We start from the raw sequence: 21,500 nt of genomic DNA on the forward strand, positions 1-21,500 counted from the left end.
CGACAGGAGTGCAACCATGTCCGCCCCGACCATCGGTATCGACCATGCAGCGGCCGAGCTGTTCACCGGTTACGGCACGGAGGCAGCCGTCGTCCGGATGACTTCGGACATGCTGACCATACGACTCGTACTACTACGCGCGCTCATCACCGAAGTCACCGCTCACCACCCGAAAATCGACGACGCCGCCGGCCTTTCCGATGCCTATCGGGTCCTGACCGAGCTGGAGGAGTCACATCCTGGCGCGGTCGAGGCACTGCTGGCCTACCCGCACACCGGGGTGTGGCTCGGCCGCGTGCTCCAGCGCTTGCGCAACGGCTCGGACGATCGGGAACCAACTCCGTTGTGGGCCGACTGCGGCTACCTCGGCTGGTTGGCGGCGGCCGCCGTGGTCACCAATCTGCCCAGCGGATCGATGCGGGTTGTCGTACGCAACGGCGAAGTCATGCTGCCCGGGATCGGGATGGCGCGGGTTGGATCCGCGGGCGACTACGGCCACTGCATGCTGAACTGGGGGGATGGCGCGATACGCATCGTCGCTGACGGCAGCGCCCCGATCTCGGTGGCGTCGCCTGCCGACGAGTCCGACCCGGCGTGGCTGCCGCTGCGGCGGTTGCACGGCGGAAACGGCGAACCGGAGGTCGTCCTCGATGATCTCGACCCGTTCCGCGACCTGCCCTCGGGTACGGCACCGCGGCTGACGACCGACGAATTCCGCACTTGGCGAGAGGATTTCGCGCAGGCCTGGCACGTCCTGCAACGAGACTTCCCCGGCTATCTGACGCCGATGCGTGCCTGCCTGCGGCTACTGACGCCGCTCACCGCGCGACCGGTGGCGGCGACCGTCGGCCACACCGCCTTCAGCGGGACCGGCTGTGTGTACACCACAGCCCCGAAGGACTCCTGCGAAATGGCGGTGTCGCTGATTCACGAAATCCAGCACAGCAAACTCGCCATGCTCGCCGATCAGGTGCTGATCGTGGATCCCGACCCGACGTGTCGCTTCTACGCGCCGTGGCGCGATGATCCACGGCCGATCCTCGGTCTGCTGCACGGGATCTACGCCTTCTTCGGGGTCACCGACTTCTGGCGGGTACACCGGCATGCCGATTGCCACCGATCGATGCGTGCGCATATCGAATTCGAGCGCGGGCGTACACAACTGGCGACCGCGATGGAGCAGGCATCCGGTTCTGGCCTGCTGACCGAGAGTGGAGAGGAGTTCCTGAGCGCGCTGACCGCAGGCGTCCGGCCGTGGGCCGACGAGGACGTGCCGGCGGAGGCTCGCGACGCGGTGGCCGAGATTCTGGTGGCACATCGCACTTCTTGGCAGGTGCGCAATCGTACATCCGACGACGCCGAGCTGGCCGAGCTGGCGGAGCTGTGGGTCGCGCGAGCGGAACCTCCCGCGGAACTGCCGTCCATACGGTACGTGGATCAGGAGACGATCCCGGATCGCCACCGCGATCTGCATATTCCGGTACGGCTGAGGATGCACGACCCGGCCGCCGCTTCGAGCGTCGCGCCCGCGGAACTGCCCCGCGGCACTCGCGCCTACCTGGCCGGCGAGCCTGCCGAGGCCGTCGAGTTGTACGCCCTGGATCTGCGCGTCGACCCGCTGCTCCCGCAGCTCTGGGCTGGTCTGGCCTCGAGCCTGCCGGAACTGTTTCCCGACACCGACTTCGGCGTTCTCAACGATCGGGCCGAGGTGGCGGCGCGCCTGTACCAGCGGCTGCTGTCCGACGGCACCGAGACCGACGTCGTCGAGCTGGTGCGGTGGTTGTCCGACCGCCCACGCACCGATATCTGAAACCAGGAATCGAGAGCACACAATGGAACCGACATCGGTGGCACTGGGGCTGCCCACAGTGCGGAAGTCATGGCCCGAGACGGGACTCGACGTGGCCGAATTGCAGCGCAACGGATTCGAGCCGCTTCCGTTTACGGAGTTTCTCCTCAAGATTCACAGTCGATGCAATCTGGCGTGCGATTACTGCTACATCTACGAAATGGCCGACCAGAGTTGGCGGGAGCAGCCGAAGGCGATGCGCCGGGAGGTTTTCGACGACGCGCTGCGAACAATCGCCGATCACGTTCGCAGGTTCGGCCCACCCGCGGTGAGTCTCGTCTTCTTCGGCGGCGAACCGCTCATGGCGGGTCATGCCGATCTCGAGTATTTCGCATCGCAGGCGCGGGCGGCGCTGGAGCCGATTACCGCTGTCAACCTCGCTCTGCAGACCAACGGCGTGCTGCTCGACGACGAGTTCCTGAGGATCTGCGACGACTGGGACATCGGCATCACCGTCAGTCTCGACGGCGATGAGCGCAGTCACGACCGCCATCGCCGGGACCGCCGCGGCGCGGGCAGCTACTCCCGGGTGGCTGCCGCCCTCGAGAAATTGAGGATCGGCGATCGGCGGCATCTGCTCAACGGTCTGCTCTGCGTCATCGACCTCGCAAACGACCCCTTGCAGGCCTACGAAGGATTACTCGCGTTTCAGCCCCCGAAAGTCAATTTCGAGATTCCACTGGGCAATTGGACGACGCCGCCGCCTGGGTTATCCGCAGATCCCGGAGCCACTCCGTATGCGGACTGGCTGATCCCGATCTTCGACCGCTGGTATGGCGCGCCGCAATTGGACACGCGGATCCGAATGTTCGAGAACATCATGGACCTGATACTGGGCGGGACCGTGGAATCAGAGGTATGGGGCCTCGGCCCCACCCGCATAGCGGTGATCGAAACCGACGGAAGTGTAGCGCAGATCGACGACTTGAAGGCGACCTTCTCGGGTGCGACCAAACTGCCTTCCGGCCAACGCAATCCGCTCGACCAGGCGATGCTGGTACCCGAGATCGTGGCGCGCCAGATCGGCGCGGACGCGCTCAGCGACACCTGCCGCGCCTGCTCGATACACACCGTGTGCGGTGGTGGTCACTACGTCACGCGATACCGTGCGGGCGACGGCTTCCGTAATCCCTCGGTGTATTGCGCCGACCTGGCCAAATTGATTCGCCACATCGAATCGCGAATGCGCGCCGACGTCGCCACGGCACTCCACGGGTGACCACTGCCAGGGCGCATGGATCATCGTCGGAGGCTGGGTGCGAGCGTCACGCAGACCTTGCCGAACGTCTGGAAACCGCGCCGGTCACACCCACGGATACGCTCATCCGCTGGGTGCGCGACCACGGTCGACCAGGGCCTGCCGCTTCCAGCGGTACAGGGTGGCCTCGGTGACTCCTGGGGCGCGGGCGACGTCGGCAACCCGACGACCTTCATCTGTGACACATCGCGATGCGCTGCTCGTGCCCGACGACAGCCAATCCAACGCGTCGGACCACCCGACCCGACCGAGCCGAAGCGCTGGACGGCACCAACCGGGGCTGGGGTTCGCCGGACACGCTGATCGCCGCACTTCACCGCCACCATCCTGGTCACCGGCACCCGACCTGAGGTCGTTCCACGTCGCCGGATCGGAGATCGACACATGAATCCCCGACAGCTGTGAGAACCGATTACAGAGACGCCCTCTCCACCGACAGCGCAAGCGTGGGCACGCATCTGCGTGCCCACGCTGTGCGGTTGGAGCGCAGACCGCGTCAGCCGACCGTGATCTCTTCCTTGACCGCACTCGAAGCGGCGACGGACCCCTTCTTGCGCCCGCCGGGCAGCAGTGCGGCGACGGCGAGGGTGCCGACCGCCAGCACGATCGCCGCGATCAGGCTGGTGTGTGACACGGCGTGGGCGAAGGCGGCATCGGCGGCGGACACCAACTGGGCTGCCTGTTGGTGCATCCCGGCTTCGTCGAGCCGCTGGGCCACAACGAGCGCGCCGCCGATGGAGTCCTGTACCGCGCCGGCGGCTTCCGCGGGCATGCGGCCGGTGACGATCGGTGCGATCTCGTCGCCGTAGGCGGTGCCGAGAAGTGAGCCGAGGATCGCGATGCCGAGCGTGCCGCCCAGTTCCACCGAGGTGTCGTTCACCGCGCCACCCACGCCGAGCAGCCGTTCCGGGAAGGCATCCATGATCGTGTCGGTGGCCGGGGAGACACTCAGTCCGATAGCCAGGCCCATCAGCACCAGTGGCCCGGCGAACGCCGAGTAGCCGGACTCGGCGTCGACCTGGGTCAACGCCGCCAAGGCGAGGATGCCGAGCAGCATGCCCGCCACCACCATCGCCCGAAGCCCGAGGCGCGGCGTCAGCACGCCGGTGATCGCCGAGCCGACGAAGACCGCGCCCGCCAGCGGCAGCAGCCGCACGCCGGTGGCGAGGGCGTCGTATCCGAGCACGAACTGCAGATGCTGCGTGACGTAGTAGATCGCGCCGAATGCGGCCAGGAAGAACAGCAGCACAGCGAGATTCGCACCCGCGAACGCACGATCGCGGAATTTGCGGATATCGAGCATCGGGTTGGGATGCCGCAGTTCCCAGGCGATGAACCCCGCCGCGGCGAAAGCGGCCACCACACCGGCGAGCACCGCGGAGGTGTGCCAGCCGTTGCGCGGACCTTCGATGATCATGTACACCAGCGCCGCGACCGCAACGACCGACAGTGCGCCGCCCATGAGGTCCAATCGCTGTGTCGTGTGCGCCCGCGACGGCGGGACCACTATCAGCGCCGCGACTATCGATATGACCGCGATGGGAACGTTGATCAGGAAGGTCGACGCCCAGCCGTGGTCGGTGAGCAGCCAGCCCGCTACCAACGGACCGACCGCGATCGCGAGGCCGGTGGTAGCGGTCCAGATCGTGATGGCCACGGCGCGTTCCCGCTTCGGGAAGGTCGCCACGAGCAAAGACAACGTCGCGGGCATGATCATCGCCGCACCGGTCCCCATGATCGCCCGCGCGGCGATCACCCAGTCGGCGCTGTCGACGGTCGAGCCCAGCACCGCGCCGGCCGCGAAGACGGCCAGACCCAGGATCAGCATGCCGCGGCGGCTGTACTTGTCGCCGATCGCACCCATGAGCAGCATCAAGGCGGCATACGGGATGGTGTAGGCGTCGACGACCCACTGCAGGTCCTGGCTGGACAAACCTAGGTCGAGGGTCATATCGGGAGCGGCCACGATCAGCGACGTATTCGTCATGACGCCGATCAGCACGCTCAGGCACAACACGGCGAGCGCGGCCCAGCGGCGGCTGTATACGGCACCCGGTTCCACCGGTGAGGTGACTAGCAGAGACACATCCGTTCCTCTCACTATCTGCACACCATTGTGCATTTGCACATTGCTGTGCAATGTATAGAATTTGCACAACGATGCGCAACTGTGGAAGGCTTCGACGTGAAGGGACTCACATGACAGCGACCAGGAGCACGACTTCCTCGACGACCCCGGGCACACGAGCGCGGGCCAATCGGAAGCGGATCCTCGATATCGCGGCAGCCGAACTGGCCCGCAATCCCGCGGCGAGCATGGAGGAGATCGCCTCGGCCGCAGGCGTCGTGCGCAGAACTCTCTACGGCCACTTCCCGACCAGGGAGGCACTGATCGACGGCCTCCTCGACCTGGCGTCAGAGGACATCGCACACACGCTGCGCTCGCTCGACCCGGACGAGCCGGTGACGGTGACCTCGGCCCGGTGCACGATCGCCCTCTGGCGGGTCGGCGACAAATACCGCCTGCTGTTCAAGCTGACCGAGACGAACCTGGGCGCGCGGATCGAGGAGCGGCTGGCGCCTGTGCACGAGCACGGCGCGGCCATGCTGCGCCACGGCCAGCAGCTCGGCGTGTACTCCGATCACCTCCCCGCCCAAGCGCTGTCCCGCGCGCTCGCCGGGCTGGTTCTGGCACTGCTCGAGGCGCGCACCGACGGAAGCTGGACCGAGGCCGACCCCGACGTGGCGGCTGCCCGCGCCTGCCTGGTCGCACTCGGCGTGCCACCGGGACAGGCGGGCGAAATCGCCGTCATCGCAGCCGGTTTGGAGAACGCTCACTCGTCATCGGCGCCTGATGTCGCCGATGACGTGCGGTAGAGCATCGACCGACCCCGAAATCACCGCACGGCTGGATCGCGAATCGAACGGGTCGATATCGCCGCCGATGCGCTAGACACCGAGCAAGGTTTCGGCGCAACGAGCGGCATCGGGCACTGATCAGAGTGCGGCGCGAGGCCGTGGAAACCGGTGGCTACTTCGAGGATGACGAAAGCGTGATCGGACGACGCTCGGCGAGCCCTTGACCACAGTTGTATGGATCCACGATGGCGGCGACCTGTGACAACCCCTTCAGTCCGGACATCACCTGCTCGATCTGGCCGGTCACCTGCTGCTCGGTCACCTTGGCCGCGACGTTCAGCTCGCACGTGTCCGCGGAATACTCGGCGCGAACCGCGGGAGCGACGCGCACAGAGCAGGCAGGCTTCCCCGGCAGCTCTGCACGATGCCGTCCGGCCGGACCCGGAGCGCGCTCACGTGGCCGCGGCGAATCCAGCGGTACAGATCCGTATGCGGCTCGGGGCGCAGCACGACACCGCCGCGTTGTTTCACGATCGCCTGATCACCTGGCGATAATTCGGCCGTGGTGATGATGGCGTATCGCCCTATAACGACGTCGTCCACGCGCCGCCCATCGGCCAAGCGGTCGTTCGGGACGAGCCGGCCGGTCAGACCTCTACGCATCCGCGGCGCCTCCACCAGCGAGGAACGGCGGAGGGGCGGGGACTCTCCGCTGGTGACCATGCCGGTGAGGCCGGGCACGACGCGCAGTCGCGGTGCGATGAGGTTACGCAGGCGGTTACCCAGTTCTCCGCCTTCGGTCATCGTCAGGCCGGTGAACTTGGCCAGCCGACGTGCGCGATCCGCAGCAGCCCGCGGCACTCACCGCGACGGCGCGGGAGTGCTACCAATTCGAAGGCTCGGTCTACGCGCCGGCTGCCACTATCGCCGACTTTCCGCTGGGCGGCCGCCACGATCTCTACCGCCGAACCGGCCACCTGCCGGTGCCGAGGATGCCGCTGTGGGGAGATCGAGATCAGGTCCCTTCGAAGCCGGGCGTTGGCGGGCCATCGAGACGTGGACCGCGCTACTCGGACTCGATCCTGAAAACCTCGCCCTGCGGATGATGATGCGGTCGAGTATCGGCGCGCTCGACGAGGCCACCGTCTATTGGCTGCAGAACAACGAACCGTTCGAGGTGGAGGGGCATGGCCGACTGGCGGGGTGCGGTGGTTGGCGCGTTGCCTCGGCTGCCGGATGAGTTTTGTCCGGCGGTATTCCTGTGCAGTTTGCCGTGTCTGGATTCGTGTCGGAGTGGCCACCGCGGGGCACGGTTGGCGCAGCCGAGTGCCTCAGGAAACGCTGAGATCGGCGAGGGATTCGCGTTGGGCTCCGCGGTAGATCGGCACGGTGGCCTCGGGGAATTCTTGGACAAGGTCTACGCCGCGCGCATCGAGTTCGTCCAGGAATGCCGGGAGATGCCGCATCGCCCCGGAGGGGAGGTCGTGCAGAACGACCAGGCTCCATGGTCGTGCATGAATTTCGGCCAGGCACTGTGACACCCAGTCGTCGGGTCGATCCCAGTCGTGCGGGACGTTGTTCCACAGCACGCAGGTGTAGTCGTTCGCTCGAAGATAGGTGATCGCGGCCGGATTCAGCAGCCGCCGATCGAGGATGCCTCCGCCGCCGTAGGGACGAAACAGCTTGTCCGGGTGGGCGAGTGACCCCAGCAGTGCTTGCGCCTGGCCGATCTCGCGCGCGGGAAGGGTCGGGTCGTCGCAGTCGCCGAACTGGATCGAGTGGGTCATGGTGTGATTGCCGACCCAGTGCCCTTCAGCGGCGGCCCGTTCGGTCAGGGCGCGCCGGCCCGGTTTCTCCAATTCGGCGCCCACGACGAAGAAGCTGGCCAGGATCCCTCGCTCGGCGAGGGTGTCGAGTACTTCGCCCGTGGTTTCGGTGGGGCCGTTGTCGAAGCTCAGCGTGACCTTCATCGGGCTCCTCGTGTTCAGGCACCGCGGGCGCGCAAGCCCGCTACCGCCATGTCGGCGACGAACTCCGCGTGCGCGCGGATGGCCTGCGGGGCCAGCGGATCGAGTGGGTCGAGTTTTATGGCGAAGGGCACCAGGCTGAACGGGGCGGTTCCTCCGTGCGCGACGAGAAAATGCAGGCTGCGGATGTCGGCGGTGGTGAGCACGCCCCGGTCGACCAGGATCTTCAGCGGGCCGGTCAGGCGGTTGTAGAGCGGCTCGACGTGGGTTTGAACCAGGTAGGCCAGCCGGGGGCTGTCGGTGGCCGCTTCGACCGAGACCAACCTCAGCACCTGCGGGTGGGAGGCGTGCAGGCACAGGAAACGCACGATAGTCTCCCGCACGGCACCCAGCAGATCGGTGGCGGCCAACTGCGCGTCCAAGGTCATACGCTTGTCGATTTCCCCGAAGGCCCAATCGACGGTGGCGACCCACAGCCCCTCCTTGGACCCGAAGCGCTGATGGATCAGGTTGTGACTGACCCCCAGTTCCCGATTCAGCGCGGCCACCGAGGTGCCGTCGAATCCGTACGCGGCGAAGACGTCCAGCGCCGCGGACAAGATGTTGGTCAGCGACGCCGGTGACAGATCTGCCGGCGGGCGGCCCCTACGTGGCTTGCTGGTCATGCGGTCAACACTAGCCAGGATATTGACGATCATCAACATCTATGCTTAATTGATGAACATCAATTTAATGTCATGACGCGATGGAGGTCCGCAATGAAGCGAGAAGACCACATAGTCGGCGACACATTCGCCTACCGATATCCGGGCCCGGATGCCGATCACGTGCTGTTGGTGCAGCACGGGACAGGAGGCCACGGAGGGATCTACGACCGATTCGGGGCGCACTACGCGAGGCTGGGCGCCGAGGTATGGACCATGGACGCACCCGGGCACGGGCGCTCGTGCACCGACCGCCCTGCCGGGCAGTTCACCCTCGCGGAATGGGTGGACGCAGCCCTGGAGGTCACCGACCACATCCGTGCCGCCACCGGGCTGCCGGTATTCATCAAGGGCTCGTCGCTGGGCACCGCCGCGGCCTATAGTGCATACGCCGCGTCGGAGGCGTACTCCGGGGCGATCCTGATGGGATTCGTCATCCCCTCCTCGCCCCTCATCCCACCCGATAACCCCTTCCGCTCACCGGTGTTCGATCAGATGGTCGCCCACTTCGGTGCCGCGCTGCGGTTCGACATCGATCGCTTCATCGACTTCGACCAGGACTACGGCTTTCGCGGCGCCGGCGCGCAAAAGCGCCGTGACCCGTTGAACACCTGGTCCTACGACCTGGCTTCGTGGGCGTCGATCCTGCGCTACGACCCTGCGGTGCCGTTGGCTGAGAACACCAAACCCATCCTCTACGCCGTCGGAGCGAAGGACCCTATATTCCCCGGCCCGGTCGCGCAGGCGGTCGTCGACGCGACCAGTGGACCGGTCGACTTCTACATCCAGCCCGACGGCGTCCACCAGCTGATGTTGTTCCATACCAGCGAATATGCCGACGTCGTCGCCACATGGTGCCGCGACCGGCTCGACACCCTCGACGCCGCGCGCACTCCTCACGCCGGCACCGCCCGGCACTGAGCATCACCGGCACATGTCGGCAGGCTCTATCCGCGCGCTTCTGCAACGCCGATCAGATCGAAAGCAGCACACCCACAATGAGACTCGCCAACCTCGACGGCCGGGCCACCATCGTCACCGACGACGGCGTCATCGACATCGCTCACGCCTCCGGCGGCGCGCTGCCCAGCGACCTCGACCACGCGATCGCGAACCTCGACCGGATCCGTGTGTGGTTCGACACCACACGTCCGAAAGCCGATGCGAGCCTGACTCGCGCCGATCTGCTCGCCCAACTCGAACGCCTCGGGCCACCGGTTGTCCGCCCATACCAGATCTTCGCCGTCGGACTGAACTACGCCGGACACAGCGCCGAGACCGGTCTGGCCGTGCCGACCCAACCGCTGGTGTTCACGAAGTTCACCTCCTCGATCACCGGTCCGGCCGACGACATCGCGCTGCCGACCGACACCTGTGACTGGGAAGTCGAACTCGTCGCGGTGATCGGCCGCGGTGGCCGCGACATCCCCGCCGTCTCCGCGCTCGATCACCTCGCCGGGCTCTGCGTGGGCCAGGACATCTCCGAACGGACCGCGCAGATGGCCGGCAGCCCACCGCAATTCAGCCTCGCCAAGAGTTACAGGGGATTCAGCCCCATCGGACCCTGGCTGACCACCATCGACGAGATTCCGGACCTCACCGACCTGGCCATCGAAACCGTGCTCGACACCGAGGTCGTGCAATCCGCGCGAACCAGCCAGATGATGTTCGACGTCGCATCGCTGGTCAGCTACCTGTCCTCAGTGTGTGAACTGCTGCCGGGCGATCTGATCTTCACCGGAACGCCCGAGGGCGTCGGCTACTCACGTAGCCCGGCCCGCTTCCTGACCCCGGGGACCACCATCCGCTCGGTTATCGAAGGGCTCGGCGAACTACGCAACACCTGCACGGCCGAGTAGGAGGCCACCATGTCCCTCGCGACCATCATCACCGCAATGCTGGTGCTCCTTTTCATCGTCACCGGTGCCAGCAAGGCCCTCGCGACCAGCCGATCACGCACCGACGCCGAACATTTCGCCATTCCGGTGCATCGATTCCGGCTGCTGGGTCTGTTCGAACTCGCCCTCGCCGCTGCTTTGGCGATCGGAGTGGTGGTGCCCCCGCTCGGCGCCGTTGCGGCCACGGCCGCCGCCACACTGATGGTTGCGGCGCTGATCTACCACCGCTTGGCCCACGACCAGGCCAGCGCGTATCTACCTGCTGTTGTCACCTTCGTCGCCAGTGTGGCGCTGGTGACGCTCATCGCGACGTCCTGACGATCGCCGCCCGATAGGAGAACCCTCATGTCACTGTTCACCCGCCGCGACAACACCGCGCGTCCGCGCCCGCCGCTGTTCAACGCGCTGGCCACCCTCGGAGGTTTCGGGCACAACGCCTTCGAGCGCTGGGCCGGAGTCGGTGTCTTCCTCGAACCCGAGCTCGGCCGCCGCGCCACCAACGTCCTATGGTCGTTGACGCCAGTACTGATGTGGCGCAAAGCCTTCCGCAATCGACCCGATGATGGGCCCGCGCTGGCATTCAACGCCGGGATCGCCGTGGCCTCGGTTCTGGTCCACTTCACCGACTGGCCGTGGTCGCTGCGGTACGGGTTCCTCCCCTGGCTGGACGAAGCCGAGGGCCTGCACCCTAACCAGCTACCCGCCTACAACATCGTCCTGTGGACGTGGTTCGCCGGCGGCCTGGGCAGCATCCTCGTCGAAACCCGCCGCGAGAACCTGAAGTTCGCGGCCGCCGGCCTAGCCGCGGGGCCACTGCTGCTGGCCTCGGCCCGCCACCACTTCACTTGGGCCCGCGAGCAAGCCCACAGCGGAGATACGGCCTGGAGCTCGGCCTTCGTCGAGAAGGCCAGCTGACGCCGGCCCTGTCCACACCGCCTGCATCGACCGGACCCGTGATGCACAAATTGACCCGAACCCGACGCATCCCCGGCAGCATCACCACCCTGCTCTTCAGTCGGTTCGGCAGATCGCTGCAGGACCTTATCTCCGGCGGGCGCCTGGTCTTCCACTCCTTCGCCGCGCTGGCCGAATTCATCCGCGAGCTGATCATCGACGGCACCGAGTAGGGCTTGGCCCGCCGCACGGACCCACCGGCAACACCTCGTCACACCACCGGCGATTACCGCCGAACAGATCCACCAGGCCCGTGCCAGGCGGAGGAGACCGTCTCCTCGGTCCCGAAAACTGATCGGCGTATCGCGAGCGATGATCTACAACTACCTGCGCGGATTCAACAGCTACGACTCAGTGGCCGATTTGCCGCGTCATTCGCCGATAATCAGTTCCGAGATGCTGTTCCATCGGATTGCTTCTGCGCTTCGACCGACGTTGCCCGTGAAGCCGGTGTAGGGGCTTTCAGCAGTCTTTGGCACCGGCACGGGTTTGGGTGCGCCATGCTGGTGCGGTGGCCGATTCGCGGAGCAGACAATACGACTACAACGCGTTCATTTCCTACAGCCACGGCGAAGACCGGGTGGTTGCGACCGCGGTACAGCAGGGTCTGCACCGTTTGGCCCGGCGCTGGTACACATTACGTGCGTTGCGGGTATTCCGAGACGACACGAGTCTGCCCGCGAACGCAGACCTGTGGGCCACCCTCGAACTCGCGATCCGGAAGTCCGAGTTCTTCATTCTGCTGGCCTCCCCGCAGGCCGCCGCGTCCACGGGGGTGCGGCGGGAGGTGGAGTTCTGGAAGCAGATCGGCACGCCGGAGAAATTCCTGATAGTCGTAGCCGCCGGTGAGATCCACTGGGACGAGCGGCTCGGCGACTTCGATCGATCGCGCACCACGGCGCTACCACCGCAGCTCGACGGATGGTTCCGCGGTGAGCCGCTGTGGGTCGACCTGCGCGACCTCGATTCCCGTCGGCTCACGTTGCGCAACAGTCCATTTCGGTCCGCGATAGGCAAACTGGCCGCACCCGTGCACGACAGGAGCCCGGACGACCTCGACAGTGCGGATCGCAGAGGGTTGAGGCTGCGCCGAGCGGCCCTCGTCATCGTCGTTTTTTCGACCGTGGCGACGGTAGTGGCTGTGGTCTTCGCGGGACAGCAGCTGCTGGAAGCCAGAAACCAGGGCGATATTGCGCTTTCGCGTCGGCTCGCGGCGGATGCCGCGGGGGTTCGACCGACGCAGCAGAACCTCGCCAGGCAGTTGAACATTCTGGCCTACCGGTACGCGCCGACCTCCCAAGCGTGGTCCGGACTGCTGGCCGCGGTCGCCACCCCACGGGAGACCTACCTCGGTTTCACCGATTCCGTGGCGGCGATCAATTCCGGCCGGATGCTGCTGGCTACCGCAGGCGAGTCACAAACCGTCACACTGTGGGATCTGACCGCTGCGGACAGGTCCAACGCGTTGAGCAGGCTGGCCCTTCGATTCACCTATTCGGTGACTTTCAGCCCGGACGGCCGGCTGCTGGCCACCGGCAGTCTCGACGGCACCGTTGGTCTGTGGGACATTACGAATCCGGCCGACCCAATTGCTGTCGCGCAGTTCGTCGGCCCGCCTGTCGTATCACTTCGATTCAGTCCAGACGGCCGCACATTGGCGGTCGGCGGGCAGATCCGGCGCGAGGGCTGGCGGGTTGACCTATGGTCGATCGCTGATCCCGCGCATCCGAGCCGGGCCGGCAGCATCACCGACGGTGTATCCGGTGTTCTGTCGATACCCTTCAGCCCGGATGGGCGCATGCTGGCCGTCGAAGCTCCCGACGGCGCGATCCGCCTGTGGAACGTGGCCGACCCCCTCTCCCCGGCGCCGGGCGCGGTTCTGTCAGGCCGTCCGGAAGGAGTGTGCGTCGCGGATTTCGGACCGGATGGACGGTCCCTGGTGGCTGGCGGTAACGACGGCCGGGTGGCGGTATGGAATTTCGCGGGTCCTGCCGCCCCTGCGATAGTGAAGAAGCACGAGAGTCCTGTATGCACTGCGGTCTTCAGTCGCGATGGTCACCACTTGGTCACCGCGAGCCGCGACAGCGCCAGATTGTGGAACACCGCGGACCTGGCGAGGATTCATATCGAGAAGGTTCTGGACGACGGCGTGAACATGGTGTCAGGGGCCGTTTTCACCGCCGACGGCCGCGATGTCGTGACCGCTTCCTTCGGCGGGCGGGTCCGTACCTGGCGTCTTTACGGCCCCGCGCTCACCGATCTGACGGACCAGGCCGCCGCGATCGCGGTGCGTCCGGACGGACGGCTGCTGGCATCCGGCAGCAGCCAAGAGGTGGTGCTCCGGGATCTCGTCGATGTCGACCGACCAGTGGTGACCGCCGTCCTGCCTGTTGCTACCGGCGTGGCACTGGCGTTCAGCCCTGATGGGCGCACGTTGGCCGTCGGCGGCTACGACACCTCCGTGTTCCTCTGGGATGTAGGCGATCCGGCTGCCCCGGTGCAAGTCGGGACCGTGAACATACGCAACAGTATGACCGGGCTCAGTGCAGCGCTGTCGTTCGACCCAACAGGTACCGAACTGGCGATTGGCGTACCCGACGGACTCGAGATCTTCGATGTCGGTGACAGAACCCATACGGTGCCCTTGGGCACGCTCGACAGCGAGTTCCGAATAAGCCGGGTGGAGGCCGTCGAACGGGGTTTGATTCTCATCGCCGGTGGCGACGGCAGCATGTCGATCGTAGACGCCACCGACCCGCGAACTCCCCGGATCGTCGCCACGTACCCGGACAAGAAGAACCGGGTCTCCGCGACGACCCTCAGCCGCGACGGTCGTGTGCTTGTATTCGGCGACGAGGACGGCCGAATACGGGTATTCGATCTGACACATCCGGACAAGGCGCGGCTGACCGCATCCATCGGCAGCCCGTCAGGTCTCTCGACGTATGCCATTGGCCTGTCCTCGGACGCGACCGTGCTGGCAGTGGGCGACAATCGTTCGGTTCGACTGTTCGACCTGCGCGACCGCTCCGCACCGCAGGAACTGTTCGCCTGGTCCCTACCCGCCGAGCTGTCCGTCCACCTGCGCGCGCTTCGGTTCGACGAGCGCGGACGGGTGCACGCCCAATACGACGATCACCCACCTATATCGTGGGACACCACGCCAGACGAACTCATCCCCCGCATCTGCGCGCAGGTCAGCGGGCCGCTCTGGGAAGGCGACTGGGGACTCTACCTACACGGCCGTCCCTATCGGCCGCCCTGCTGAACACGCCCGAACACCGGGTGACCGAAAAACACCGAACCGCCGTTGTCGCGGAGCAGTTCCCATCGAATGCCGGACTGGCCGCCGCCTCGAACGGTGGCGCGACTCGATGCGTCATCCGTTCTCGGTCACGGTGGTGTCGGGGTGACGGCGGCTGGTGTCAGGCTTGACGAAATGTCCAGTAATTGCTGAGCGGTCGCGCCGGTTGTCCCCGTCGTCAGGCTCATCCTCACCGAGGGTGGTCTTCGGGTTCTCCGCTGCGGTCTCCTCGCTCACGTATTCGCCGGTATCGGCGGAGCGGTAGCTCTTCTCGGCCACGTGAACCTCCTTGATCGTGTTGTCGAAGCCGTTGTCGAGGCACTATGTCGTGTCCTTCACCGAATAGCACCACCGCGCCGCTGTAAACGGCCGGCCCCCTCGTCTCGGCACCCGGTAACCAAAGGCCTCCACACCAGAAACTCACTGCGACCAGCTGCGACTCACCAGCACACGCTAGACGTGCTGAGCCGAATACCGCAGACACGCATCGATTCTGAAGGTCATTGCTGCCAAACTTGCTGGAGGCGCCTCCGGTACACCTCGATCGGCGTGGTGGCATCGTGTACGCGGCCGGAGCCTGGTGATCGGACCGGCTCGCACGACGAGCGCAGTGGGCGGCCGCGCCCTCAAACCTATCTCGCCCGGTTCGTCCACCTCATCGCCAAAGGCCGCGATGCGTCCGCCAGGGCACTCGGTCGTCGCGTGCCCAAGCCTGCCGATGGACTCGGAGGACCGAATGCGGTTCATAGACCAGAACAAGCAGCATCGAGCTGGCCCTGTACTACGGGCTTTGGTGCTTGCCGATCGGCGCCCGCTGCGGGTAACCACCCCGACCACGAAACACCTGATCGGAGAGATGAGCCAGAACCTGACACAGAGCGGATTCCGAGGCTCGATGAGGATGCTCTTCCGGTGGAGACCATGCGGCCGTACTGGACCAGTGCAACCACCACGTGTAGTCGGCTGGTTTCCGCACACGACCATTCCGGCGGCTGAACGCCGGGCAGTTCTGGCCCCGCCGCTTATGTCAGAAAGCCCCATTGCGTAGAGCCAGCGCTACCAAGGCTGTCGGAGGGGAACGCTACCGTTGCCTGATACGCGCCTGCACCGAAACGGGCGATAAGACGAAGGAGGCATCATTGGACGAAAGGCTCTCCGCCACTGGGCAACAGGCGTCCGGCTTTCGGAGGCGTACGAGACCGTCGAACGAGCTTCCCGTGACCGTGGGCATTGATGCTGCACTCGTGCGCACCGACGACATCGCGATCGCGCTCAGCGGTGCACGCGCCTACACCCAGGGAATCGAATTGTTTTTCCGGTTGCACGTTCGCCAGCCCGGCTCTGGAACGAAAACACCTGCAGGATCGCCGATCCCACCAGGAACACCGGCACCGACACACCCGCCGCGGGCAGCGCGGCGAACAGGCCGCTCAGCCACCGCACGCGCGTGTAGGCGGAGATCAACGTGACCGCGAGCGCCAGCAGCACCGCCAGGACCAGCGCGCAGGCGGCGAGCAGCGCGGTCTGCGGCAGCACCGACACGATCAGCGGCCACACCTGCTCGCCGGTGCGGGTGGATGCCCCGAAGTCACCGCGGGCGGCCGCGAACAGCCGGTTCAGGTATTGGCCGAGCAGATCGTGGTCGAGTCCGTAGTACTCCCTCGCGTTCTGCTTGTCCTGCTCGGTGACGAGGTCACCCTGGGTGGGGTCGAACAACAGATCCACCGCGTCGTAAAGCAGCACGAACGTCACGGTGTACGCGCCCCACACCACGAACACCGCTTGGCCGAGTTTGGCCAGCACATAGCGGAACATCGGTTACCTCGGCTCGATCCAGGTGTCGTAGAAGACGTTTCGCGACTGCGCCTCGTAGCCCACGTTGTGCACCTTCGGATTCGCCGCGGTGACCTGGGCCGGGTTGTACACCGGCACGGTGAGCACCTGGTCCTCCAACAGGAACCGTTGCGCCGCCTGGGCCGCGGCCGCCCGCCGCTGCGGGTCGATGGTCTTGCTGACCGCGCCGAGCGTGTCGATCGCCTGCTGGTAGACCGGATCGCCCTGGGCCAGCTTGGCCATGTTGCCGAACTGCGGCGAGTACACCTGTTCGAGCACCGCGACGTCCGCGCGGCTCTGGTTGGCCACCTGGATGTTCCAGCGCTGCGGCTGGGTGATGGCGGCCTGGTAGTCCGGGATCGGCAGCACGTTCAGCTTCAGGTCGACGCCGATCTTGCGCAGGTCCTGCTGGATCAGCTCGTAGGCAGGCTTGTTGTTCACCAGGTTGTTGATGCCGATCAGCGCCAGTTCCAGCCTGCGGCCGTCGCGGTCGACGCGGATGCCGTCGGCGCCCCTGCGCCAGCCCGCGTCCTCCAGGATCTGCTCGGCCCTGCGCTGGTCCTGCTTCAGTGTGCCGGAGAAGTCGACGTAGCCCGGCACCCGTTCGGACAGCACCGAACTGGACACCTTGTAGCTCGGAGTGAGCACGGTCTTGCTCAGCGCGTCGCGATTCCAGGCCAGCTTGACCGCTTCGCGCACCGCGCGGTCGTTGGTGGGGAACAGGTCGGTCTTGAAGTCGAAGGCGATGTCGCGACCGGGAATGAGCTGCGGCACGATCCGGTAGCCCTCGCGGGTCAGCGGCGCCTCGTCGGTGTTGTTCACATCCAGGATCGCGTCCACCCGGCCCGCTCGTAGCGCTCCGGTGCGCACACCGGCCTCCGGGATCACCGAAATCTCCACCGCGTCCAGATACGCCTCGCCGTTGTGTTTACGGCTGGCAGGCGCCCAGTTGTACCCGGAACGCTTCTTCAGCACCGTCTTCTGCTGGTAGACGTGCTCGGTGACGGTGAAAGGCCCGGTGGTGACCAGATTCTGCGGCAAGCTGCGCTGCTCTTTGGGCAGCTGCAGGGTGGTGTGTGCCCGAGGATGCCGGAGAAGTAGAGCGAGAGCGCCTGCAGGAAGCCCGCATTCGGGCGGGTGAAGGCTACCTCGACGGTGCGCGGGTCGAGCACGCGGGTGCCGGAGTAGCCGACCCAGTACGCGGTCACCGGCACGATGCCGAGTTCCTTGTTGCCGAAACCGAGCAGGTCGAAGTTCTCCTTCACCGAATCCGCGGTGAATTTCGACCCGTCGCTGAAGGTGACGTCGTCGCGCAGATGGAAGGTGAATCGGGTGAGCTCGGGATCGATGTCCCATGAGGTGGCCAGCCACGGTTCGATGGCGCCGGTCTCGGGGTTCTGGTAGGTCAGCTTGTCGGTGATATTGCTGGTGATCAGCGATTCGGGGTAGGAACTGCCCGAATGCGGATCGAGGTTGGCCGGTGCGTCCAGCACCGCGAACCGCAATGTCCCGCCCGCGACCGGCGTGCCGCCGTCGCCGCCGCCCGCGACCCGGTTGGCCGGCGCCGCGCATCCGGCCAGCACCGCGGCGGTGATGGTGACGGCGATGAGCGCCGCCGCCCTCGAGAACCTGCGTGATGACATCTGACAAACTCCTGACGAGTGGCCGTCCCCTTGCGGCGAATGCCGTGGGTGGCGAAGTGGTGGCCGAGAACCCCGGGAACAAACCGTCCGGAGCGGCGCGCGAAGTGGTTTCGCGTCAGCGACAACAGTCGGCGAACGCCTGCCGCACCGCCGAGCGCGTGGACACCGCGAATCGCATGGTCACGCTCCTTCACCGCTCGACGGACAGCGGACCGCACCGGCGATCCACAGTGCAGTCTGCACAGCGCCGGTAGCCGGAACAACCAAGCTCGTCTTCGAGAATCGTTCAGTTTTCGTGAAACCAGGAATGCCCGGTCTCCGCACGGTGGAACGGGATCACCGTGTGGTCCAGCGCCCGGCCGGTTCCCCGCTCACACAGTCGCGTGAGCATCACACCCCGGACCGGCCCATGCCGGAGTGCATGCCGAGAATCTCGCGGAATCTATTGAATACGACGTCAACTTCAAGTAGCGTGCCGACCACTGACGGTGACCCGCGTCACATCAGGTTCGTTTCTCACCCTGGAGATAGGTATGACTCCGAATTCGGATTCCGGCAGCCCGGACCAGAAGAAATTACGGCGCCTCATGGCCGCTGCCCTGGTGGGCAGTTCGATCGAATGGTACGACTTCTTTATCTACGGAACAGCCGCTGCCTTGGTATTCGGCAAGCTGTTCTTTCCCCATGCGTCGCCGCTGATGGGCACCTTGCTGTCCTTCAGCACCTTCTGGGCGGGCTTCATCGCACGGCCACTGGGCGGACTGATCTTCGGGCACATCGGCGACACCTTCGGCCGCAAGCCGGCACTGGTCTCGTGCCTGATCCTGGTCGCCGCATCCACCTGCACGATCGGCCTGCTGCCCACCTCCAAGACGATCGGCGTGGCCGCGCCGATTCTGCTGGTGGCATTGCGGTTCCTCCAGGGCATCGCCGTGGGAGGCCAGTGGGGCGGGGTCACTCTGCTGCTCACCGAAACCACCAAGCCGAACCGCAAGGGCCAAGCGGGCACCTTCGGCCAGATGGGCGTGCCCTTGGGACTGCTACTGGGCACCGGCGCGTTCCTTCTGGTCAGCGCATACGTCAAGGGTGCCGACTTTCTGAGCTGGGGTTGGCGTATCCCGTTCCTGGCCAGCGCCGCGCTGTTCCCGGTGGTGCTGTTCATCCAACTCCGCATCGAGGACTCCCCCGAGTTCCGCCGGCTGCAAACCAAAGCTGCCGTGGCCTCGACCGCGGTCGCGCAGGCCCCGATTCTCGAAGTACTGCGCACGCGCTCGAAGCGGGTTCTGCTCGGCGCCGGGCTGTTGTTCGGAACGAACGCCATCTTCTACATCAGCGTCGCCGGTGTGCTCGATTACGGTGTGCGCGAACTCGGCCTGGCCCGCAACAGCCTGCTGGCCGTCTCTCTGCTCTCCTCGGCCATCGGAGTGCCCATCATCTATCTCGCCGGCTCGCTGTCCGACCGTGTGGGTCGCCGCCCATTGATACTGATCGGGGCAGCGCTCATGGCGCTGTGGGCATTCCCCTTCTTCTGGCTGGTGGGTAGCGGCTCACTCACGGCGATCATGATCGCAACCACTGTCGGCAGCGGCATCGGCTCCGGGCTGGTGTACGGCCCGTTGGCGGCGTATCTCGCGGAACTGTTCGAGCCCCGAATCCGCTACTCCGGCATAACGCTGTCCTACCAGCTGGCCGCCATCCTCGTCAGTGGTGGCACGCCCTTCCTCATGACCGCGCTGCTGGCGGCAACCGGTTCGACAGCGTCGGTCTCCGCCTTCCTCATGGTCATGGCGCTGTGCACGCTCGGCTGCGCATGGGCACTGCCGGAAACCGTGTCGGCCGGTCAGCCCGCGACGGCCGGCGGGAACGCCTCCGTCTCCGTTCCGTCCTGATCAGCATCGTCTGATCAATCCGGGTAACTGCCAACAGGATTCACGTAAACGCCACCACTGGGCGTTGGCCTGCCGCAAAGTTGTAAACGCTCACGTACCCGACTTGGACGCGAGCGTTTACAACTTCAGGTTCATGATTGGATCAAAGACCCCCATGAGGACGAGAACATCTGCCGCGGTGGCCGGCGCTGCTGCCATCACAGCCCTGGCCGTTGGAACCGCAGGCGGATTCCCCGGAACGGCCCACGCCGACAGCGCGCCCGCTGGGGATACGCCGGTGGTGATCACGGTCGACACCACTGCGGACGAAACCGCGGCCGATCTCGGAAGCCGATTGTGCCGCACGGCTTCTGGTACCTGCACCCTGCGCGCCGCGGTGCAGGTGGCCAATGCCCGTCCGGGCAGCACGATCGTGGTGCCGGTCGGCCGCTATGTTTGGCGATACCGCCCGACCCGCAGAAAGTGCAGTGCCGCAACGCCGATCCGACCACGGGAGACCTGAACGTCACCGCGCCGACCGTGCGGAACTCCACCATCAGGGCGAATATCTCCGGTATCGCATCGGCCAACTGCGCGACGGCGTTCGCGCGGATTGTCTCCGAGGGTGGCGACACCAGCGACGACGCTTCCTGCGAGTTCACCGGGGCAGGCGACACAGTCGTGTCCTAGTCGGCAGGCGTAGCCAGCCCGAGTAATGCGCGGTGAATGTACATCACCGCGTCCTCGAGCGCGAGCAAATCCCCGCCGTCACGCAAGATCCGGCGCACGGCCTCGTTGGTCGCCTCGGTCACCGCCAGATATGCACGAGACCCGGCCACGGCGGTCTCCAAATAGAACGAGCCGGGCAAACGACGGTTCCCCACGCAACAGGGTGAGATACGCCCGGATCCCGCGCCGGAGGGCCTCGAGTGGCTCCACCGGTTCGGAGAGCACCTGCCTCATCACCTGCTCCAGATGATCGATCATCAGATCGCGACCCGTCTCCGCTGCGGCGAGAAAGCACGCCTCTTTGTCCGGGAAGTGCTGATAGAACGTCCAGCGCGAAACCTTCGCCGCGGCAGCGATATCCGCGACCGTCGCAGTGAGATAGCCGCGATCCGCGACAACGACGGTCACACCGAACAACAGCCGCTGACGCTGCGACCCCGTCACCAGATCACGAGCGAGGCTGTGCGGCAAGGTCGTCAGAGTCGGTTCCAGCAACTTCCTGCGTCGCACCCACATCTTCCATATCAGAGTGCGCGCACGGCTCGGCACAGACTTCACGAGCCGGGTGACGCAGGGACGACAGGCCTGTCCTGCCGACACCTGCGTCACACCCATCAAGGCGCGGGGAGACCTC

24 protein-coding genes and 2 pseudogenes are annotated in these 21,500 nt (G+C 65.8%); 14 read left to right on the top strand and 12 right to left on the bottom strand.

Annotated elements, in window-relative coordinates:
* Nucleotides 1-16: 16 nt before the first annotated feature.
* Both AB0L97_RS25255 and AB0L97_RS25260 read left to right on the top strand, forming a co-directional pair.
* Nucleotides 17-1,810, top strand: a complete 1,794-nt coding sequence (locus AB0L97_RS25255) for an HEXXH motif domain-containing protein (RefSeq protein WP_364433831.1) — start codon at nt 17-19, stop codon at nt 1,808-1,810.
* A 22-nt stretch (nt 1,811-1,832) separates the two neighbouring features.
* Nucleotides 1,833-3,068, top strand: a complete 1,236-nt coding sequence (locus AB0L97_RS25260) for an FxsB family cyclophane-forming radical SAM/SPASM peptide maturase (protein ID WP_364433834.1) — start codon at nt 1,833-1,835, stop codon at nt 3,066-3,068.
* 102 nt (nt 3,069-3,170) lie between these two features.
* On the opposite strand, the gene AB0L97_RS25265 is transcribed toward AB0L97_RS25260, so the two are convergent.
* Both AB0L97_RS25265 and AB0L97_RS25270 read right to left on the bottom strand, forming a co-directional pair.
* Nucleotides 3,171-3,635 carry a transposase gene (locus AB0L97_RS25265; RefSeq protein ID WP_364433837.1) on the bottom strand — a complete coding sequence of 155 codons (465 nt, stop codon included), beginning with the start codon at nt 3,633-3,635 and terminating at the stop codon, nt 3,171-3,173.
* On the bottom strand, nt 3,604-5,193 hold the full coding sequence (locus AB0L97_RS25270) for an MFS transporter (protein ID WP_355074338.1): 1,590 nt from the start codon (nt 5,191-5,193) through the stop codon (nt 3,604-3,606). Before AB0L97_RS25270 ends, AB0L97_RS25265 begins: the two co-directional genes overlap by 32 nt.
* A 113-nt stretch (nt 5,194-5,306) precedes the next feature.
* On the opposite strand from AB0L97_RS25270, the gene AB0L97_RS25275 reads away from it, so the two are divergent.
* Nucleotides 5,307-5,984: a TetR/AcrR family transcriptional regulator gene (locus tag AB0L97_RS25275; protein WP_364433841.1), complete on the top strand. Its 678-nt coding sequence runs from the start codon at nt 5,307-5,309 to the stop codon at nt 5,982-5,984.
* 154 nt (nt 5,985-6,138) lie between these two features.
* Here the strand turns inward: AB0L97_RS25275 and AB0L97_RS25280 are convergent, their stop codons facing one another.
* Nucleotides 6,139-6,288, bottom strand: a complete 150-nt coding sequence (locus AB0L97_RS25280; protein ID WP_364433844.1) for a hypothetical protein — start codon at nt 6,286-6,288, stop codon at nt 6,139-6,141.
* A gap of 14 nt (nt 6,289-6,302) precedes the next feature.
* Complete coding sequence (locus AB0L97_RS25285; protein ID WP_364433847.1) at nt 6,303-6,770, bottom strand: hypothetical protein; 468 nt, start codon at nt 6,768-6,770, stop codon at nt 6,303-6,305.
* A 196-nt stretch (nt 6,771-6,966) separates the two neighbouring features.
* Here AB0L97_RS25285 and AB0L97_RS25290 point away from each other — a divergent pair, with 196 nt between their 5' ends.
* Nucleotides 6,967-7,206, top strand: a complete 240-nt coding sequence (locus AB0L97_RS25290; protein ID WP_364433850.1) for a hypothetical protein — start codon at nt 6,967-6,969, stop codon at nt 7,204-7,206.
* 91 nt (nt 7,207-7,297) lie between these two features.
* Here the strand turns inward: AB0L97_RS25290 and AB0L97_RS25295 are convergent, their stop codons facing one another.
* Both AB0L97_RS25295 and AB0L97_RS25300 read right to left on the bottom strand, forming a co-directional pair.
* Nucleotides 7,298-7,936 (bottom strand): polysaccharide deacetylase family protein, encoded by a 639-nt coding sequence (locus tag AB0L97_RS25295; RefSeq protein WP_364433853.1) that lies wholly within the window; start codon nt 7,934-7,936, stop codon nt 7,298-7,300.
* Between the two features lie 14 nt (nt 7,937-7,950).
* Nucleotides 7,951-8,598 (bottom strand): TetR/AcrR family transcriptional regulator, encoded by a 648-nt coding sequence (locus tag AB0L97_RS25300; protein ID WP_364433856.1) that lies wholly within the window; start codon nt 8,596-8,598, stop codon nt 7,951-7,953.
* A gap of 93 nt (nt 8,599-8,691) precedes the next feature.
* On the opposite strand from AB0L97_RS25300, the gene AB0L97_RS25305 reads away from it, so the two are divergent.
* The 7 genes and pseudogenes from AB0L97_RS25305 (at nt 8,692) to AB0L97_RS25335 (ending at nt 14,757) form a co-directional block, all read left to right on the top strand.
* Nucleotides 8,692-9,558 (top strand): alpha/beta hydrolase, encoded by an 867-nt coding sequence (locus AB0L97_RS25305; protein WP_364433859.1) that lies wholly within the window; start codon nt 8,692-8,694, stop codon nt 9,556-9,558.
* A gap of 77 nt (nt 9,559-9,635) precedes the next feature.
* Nucleotides 9,636-10,496 carry a fumarylacetoacetate hydrolase family protein gene (locus AB0L97_RS25310; protein WP_364433862.1) on the top strand — a complete coding sequence of 287 codons (861 nt, stop codon included), beginning with the start codon at nt 9,636-9,638 and terminating at the stop codon, nt 10,494-10,496.
* A 9-nt stretch (nt 10,497-10,505) separates the two neighbouring features.
* Entirely contained in the window at nt 10,506-10,853 is a 348-nt protein-coding gene (locus AB0L97_RS25315; protein WP_364433866.1) for a DoxX family protein, read from the top strand.
* 27 nt (nt 10,854-10,880) lie between these two features.
* A complete protein-coding gene (locus tag AB0L97_RS25320; protein WP_364433869.1) occupies nt 10,881-11,450 on the top strand; it encodes a hypothetical protein in 570 nt (189 codons plus the stop codon).
* 50 nt (nt 11,451-11,500) lie between these two features.
* Entirely contained in the window at nt 11,501-11,662 is a 162-nt protein-coding gene (locus AB0L97_RS25325) for a hypothetical protein (RefSeq protein ID WP_364433872.1), read from the top strand.
* Between the two features lie 338 nt (nt 11,663-12,000).
* Nucleotides 12,001-12,315: pseudogene (locus AB0L97_RS25330) on the top strand (toll/interleukin-1 receptor domain-containing protein); the annotation flags it as partial.
* Between the two features lie 540 nt (nt 12,316-12,855).
* Entirely contained in the window at nt 12,856-14,757 is a 1,902-nt protein-coding gene (locus tag AB0L97_RS25335; protein WP_364433987.1) for a WD40 repeat domain-containing protein, read from the top strand.
* Between the two features lie 111 nt (nt 14,758-14,868).
* Here the strand turns inward: AB0L97_RS25335 and AB0L97_RS25340 are convergent, their stop codons facing one another.
* From AB0L97_RS25340 to AB0L97_RS25355, 4 genes are all read right to left on the bottom strand, one after another.
* The gene (locus tag AB0L97_RS25340; protein ID WP_364433875.1) at nt 14,869-15,072 is read right to left on the bottom strand and encodes a hypothetical protein; all 204 of its coding nucleotides are present in this window, start codon (nt 15,070-15,072) and stop codon (nt 14,869-14,871) included.
* Between the two features lie 993 nt (nt 15,073-16,065).
* Nucleotides 16,066-16,608 carry a hypothetical protein gene (locus tag AB0L97_RS25345; protein ID WP_364433878.1) on the bottom strand — a complete coding sequence of 181 codons (543 nt, stop codon included), beginning with the start codon at nt 16,606-16,608 and terminating at the stop codon, nt 16,066-16,068.
* 3 nt (nt 16,609-16,611) lie between these two features.
* Nucleotides 16,612-17,667, bottom strand: a complete 1,056-nt coding sequence (locus AB0L97_RS25350; protein WP_364433881.1) for an ABC transporter substrate-binding protein — start codon at nt 17,665-17,667, stop codon at nt 16,612-16,614.
* Nucleotides 17,595-18,269, bottom strand: coding sequence for an ABC transporter substrate-binding protein (locus AB0L97_RS25355; RefSeq protein WP_364433884.1), 675 nt, complete (start codon nt 18,267-18,269; stop codon nt 17,595-17,597). The genes AB0L97_RS25350 and AB0L97_RS25355 overlap by 73 nt, the downstream gene beginning before the upstream one ends.
* A gap of 533 nt (nt 18,270-18,802) precedes the next feature.
* Here AB0L97_RS25355 and AB0L97_RS25360 point away from each other — a divergent pair.
* The 3 genes from AB0L97_RS25360 to AB0L97_RS25370 all read left to right on the top strand — a co-directional run bounded on the left by AB0L97_RS25360 (nt 18,803) and on the right by AB0L97_RS25370 (nt 20,827).
* Entirely contained in the window at nt 18,803-20,158 is a 1,356-nt protein-coding gene (locus AB0L97_RS25360) for an MFS transporter (protein ID WP_355074381.1), read from the top strand.
* A 154-nt stretch (nt 20,159-20,312) separates the two neighbouring features.
* Complete coding sequence (locus AB0L97_RS25365; protein WP_364433990.1) at nt 20,313-20,660, top strand: CSLREA domain-containing protein; 348 nt, start codon at nt 20,313-20,315, stop codon at nt 20,658-20,660.
* Nucleotides 20,621-20,827, top strand: coding sequence for a hypothetical protein (locus AB0L97_RS25370; RefSeq protein ID WP_364434006.1), 207 nt, complete (start codon nt 20,621-20,623; stop codon nt 20,825-20,827). Before AB0L97_RS25365 ends, AB0L97_RS25370 begins: the two co-directional genes overlap by 40 nt.
* On the opposite strand, the gene AB0L97_RS25375 is transcribed toward AB0L97_RS25370, so the two are convergent.
* Nucleotides 20,824-21,021 (bottom strand): hypothetical protein, encoded by a 198-nt coding sequence (locus tag AB0L97_RS25375; RefSeq protein WP_364434009.1) that lies wholly within the window; start codon nt 21,019-21,021, stop codon nt 20,824-20,826. The two genes, AB0L97_RS25370 and AB0L97_RS25375, sit on opposite strands and share 4 nt — an antisense overlap.
* Nucleotides 21,022-21,157: 136 nt before the next feature.
* Nucleotides 21,158-21,481: pseudogene (locus AB0L97_RS25380) on the bottom strand (TetR family transcriptional regulator); the annotation flags it as partial.
* Nucleotides 21,482-21,500 lie beyond the last annotated feature (19 nt).

Origin of the sequence: Nocardia sp. NPDC051911 (genome assembly GCF_040681035.1) — a bacterium.
In the GTDB taxonomy this organism is placed as follows: domain Bacteria; phylum Actinomycetota; class Actinomycetes; order Mycobacteriales; family Mycobacteriaceae; genus Nocardia; species Nocardia sichangensis.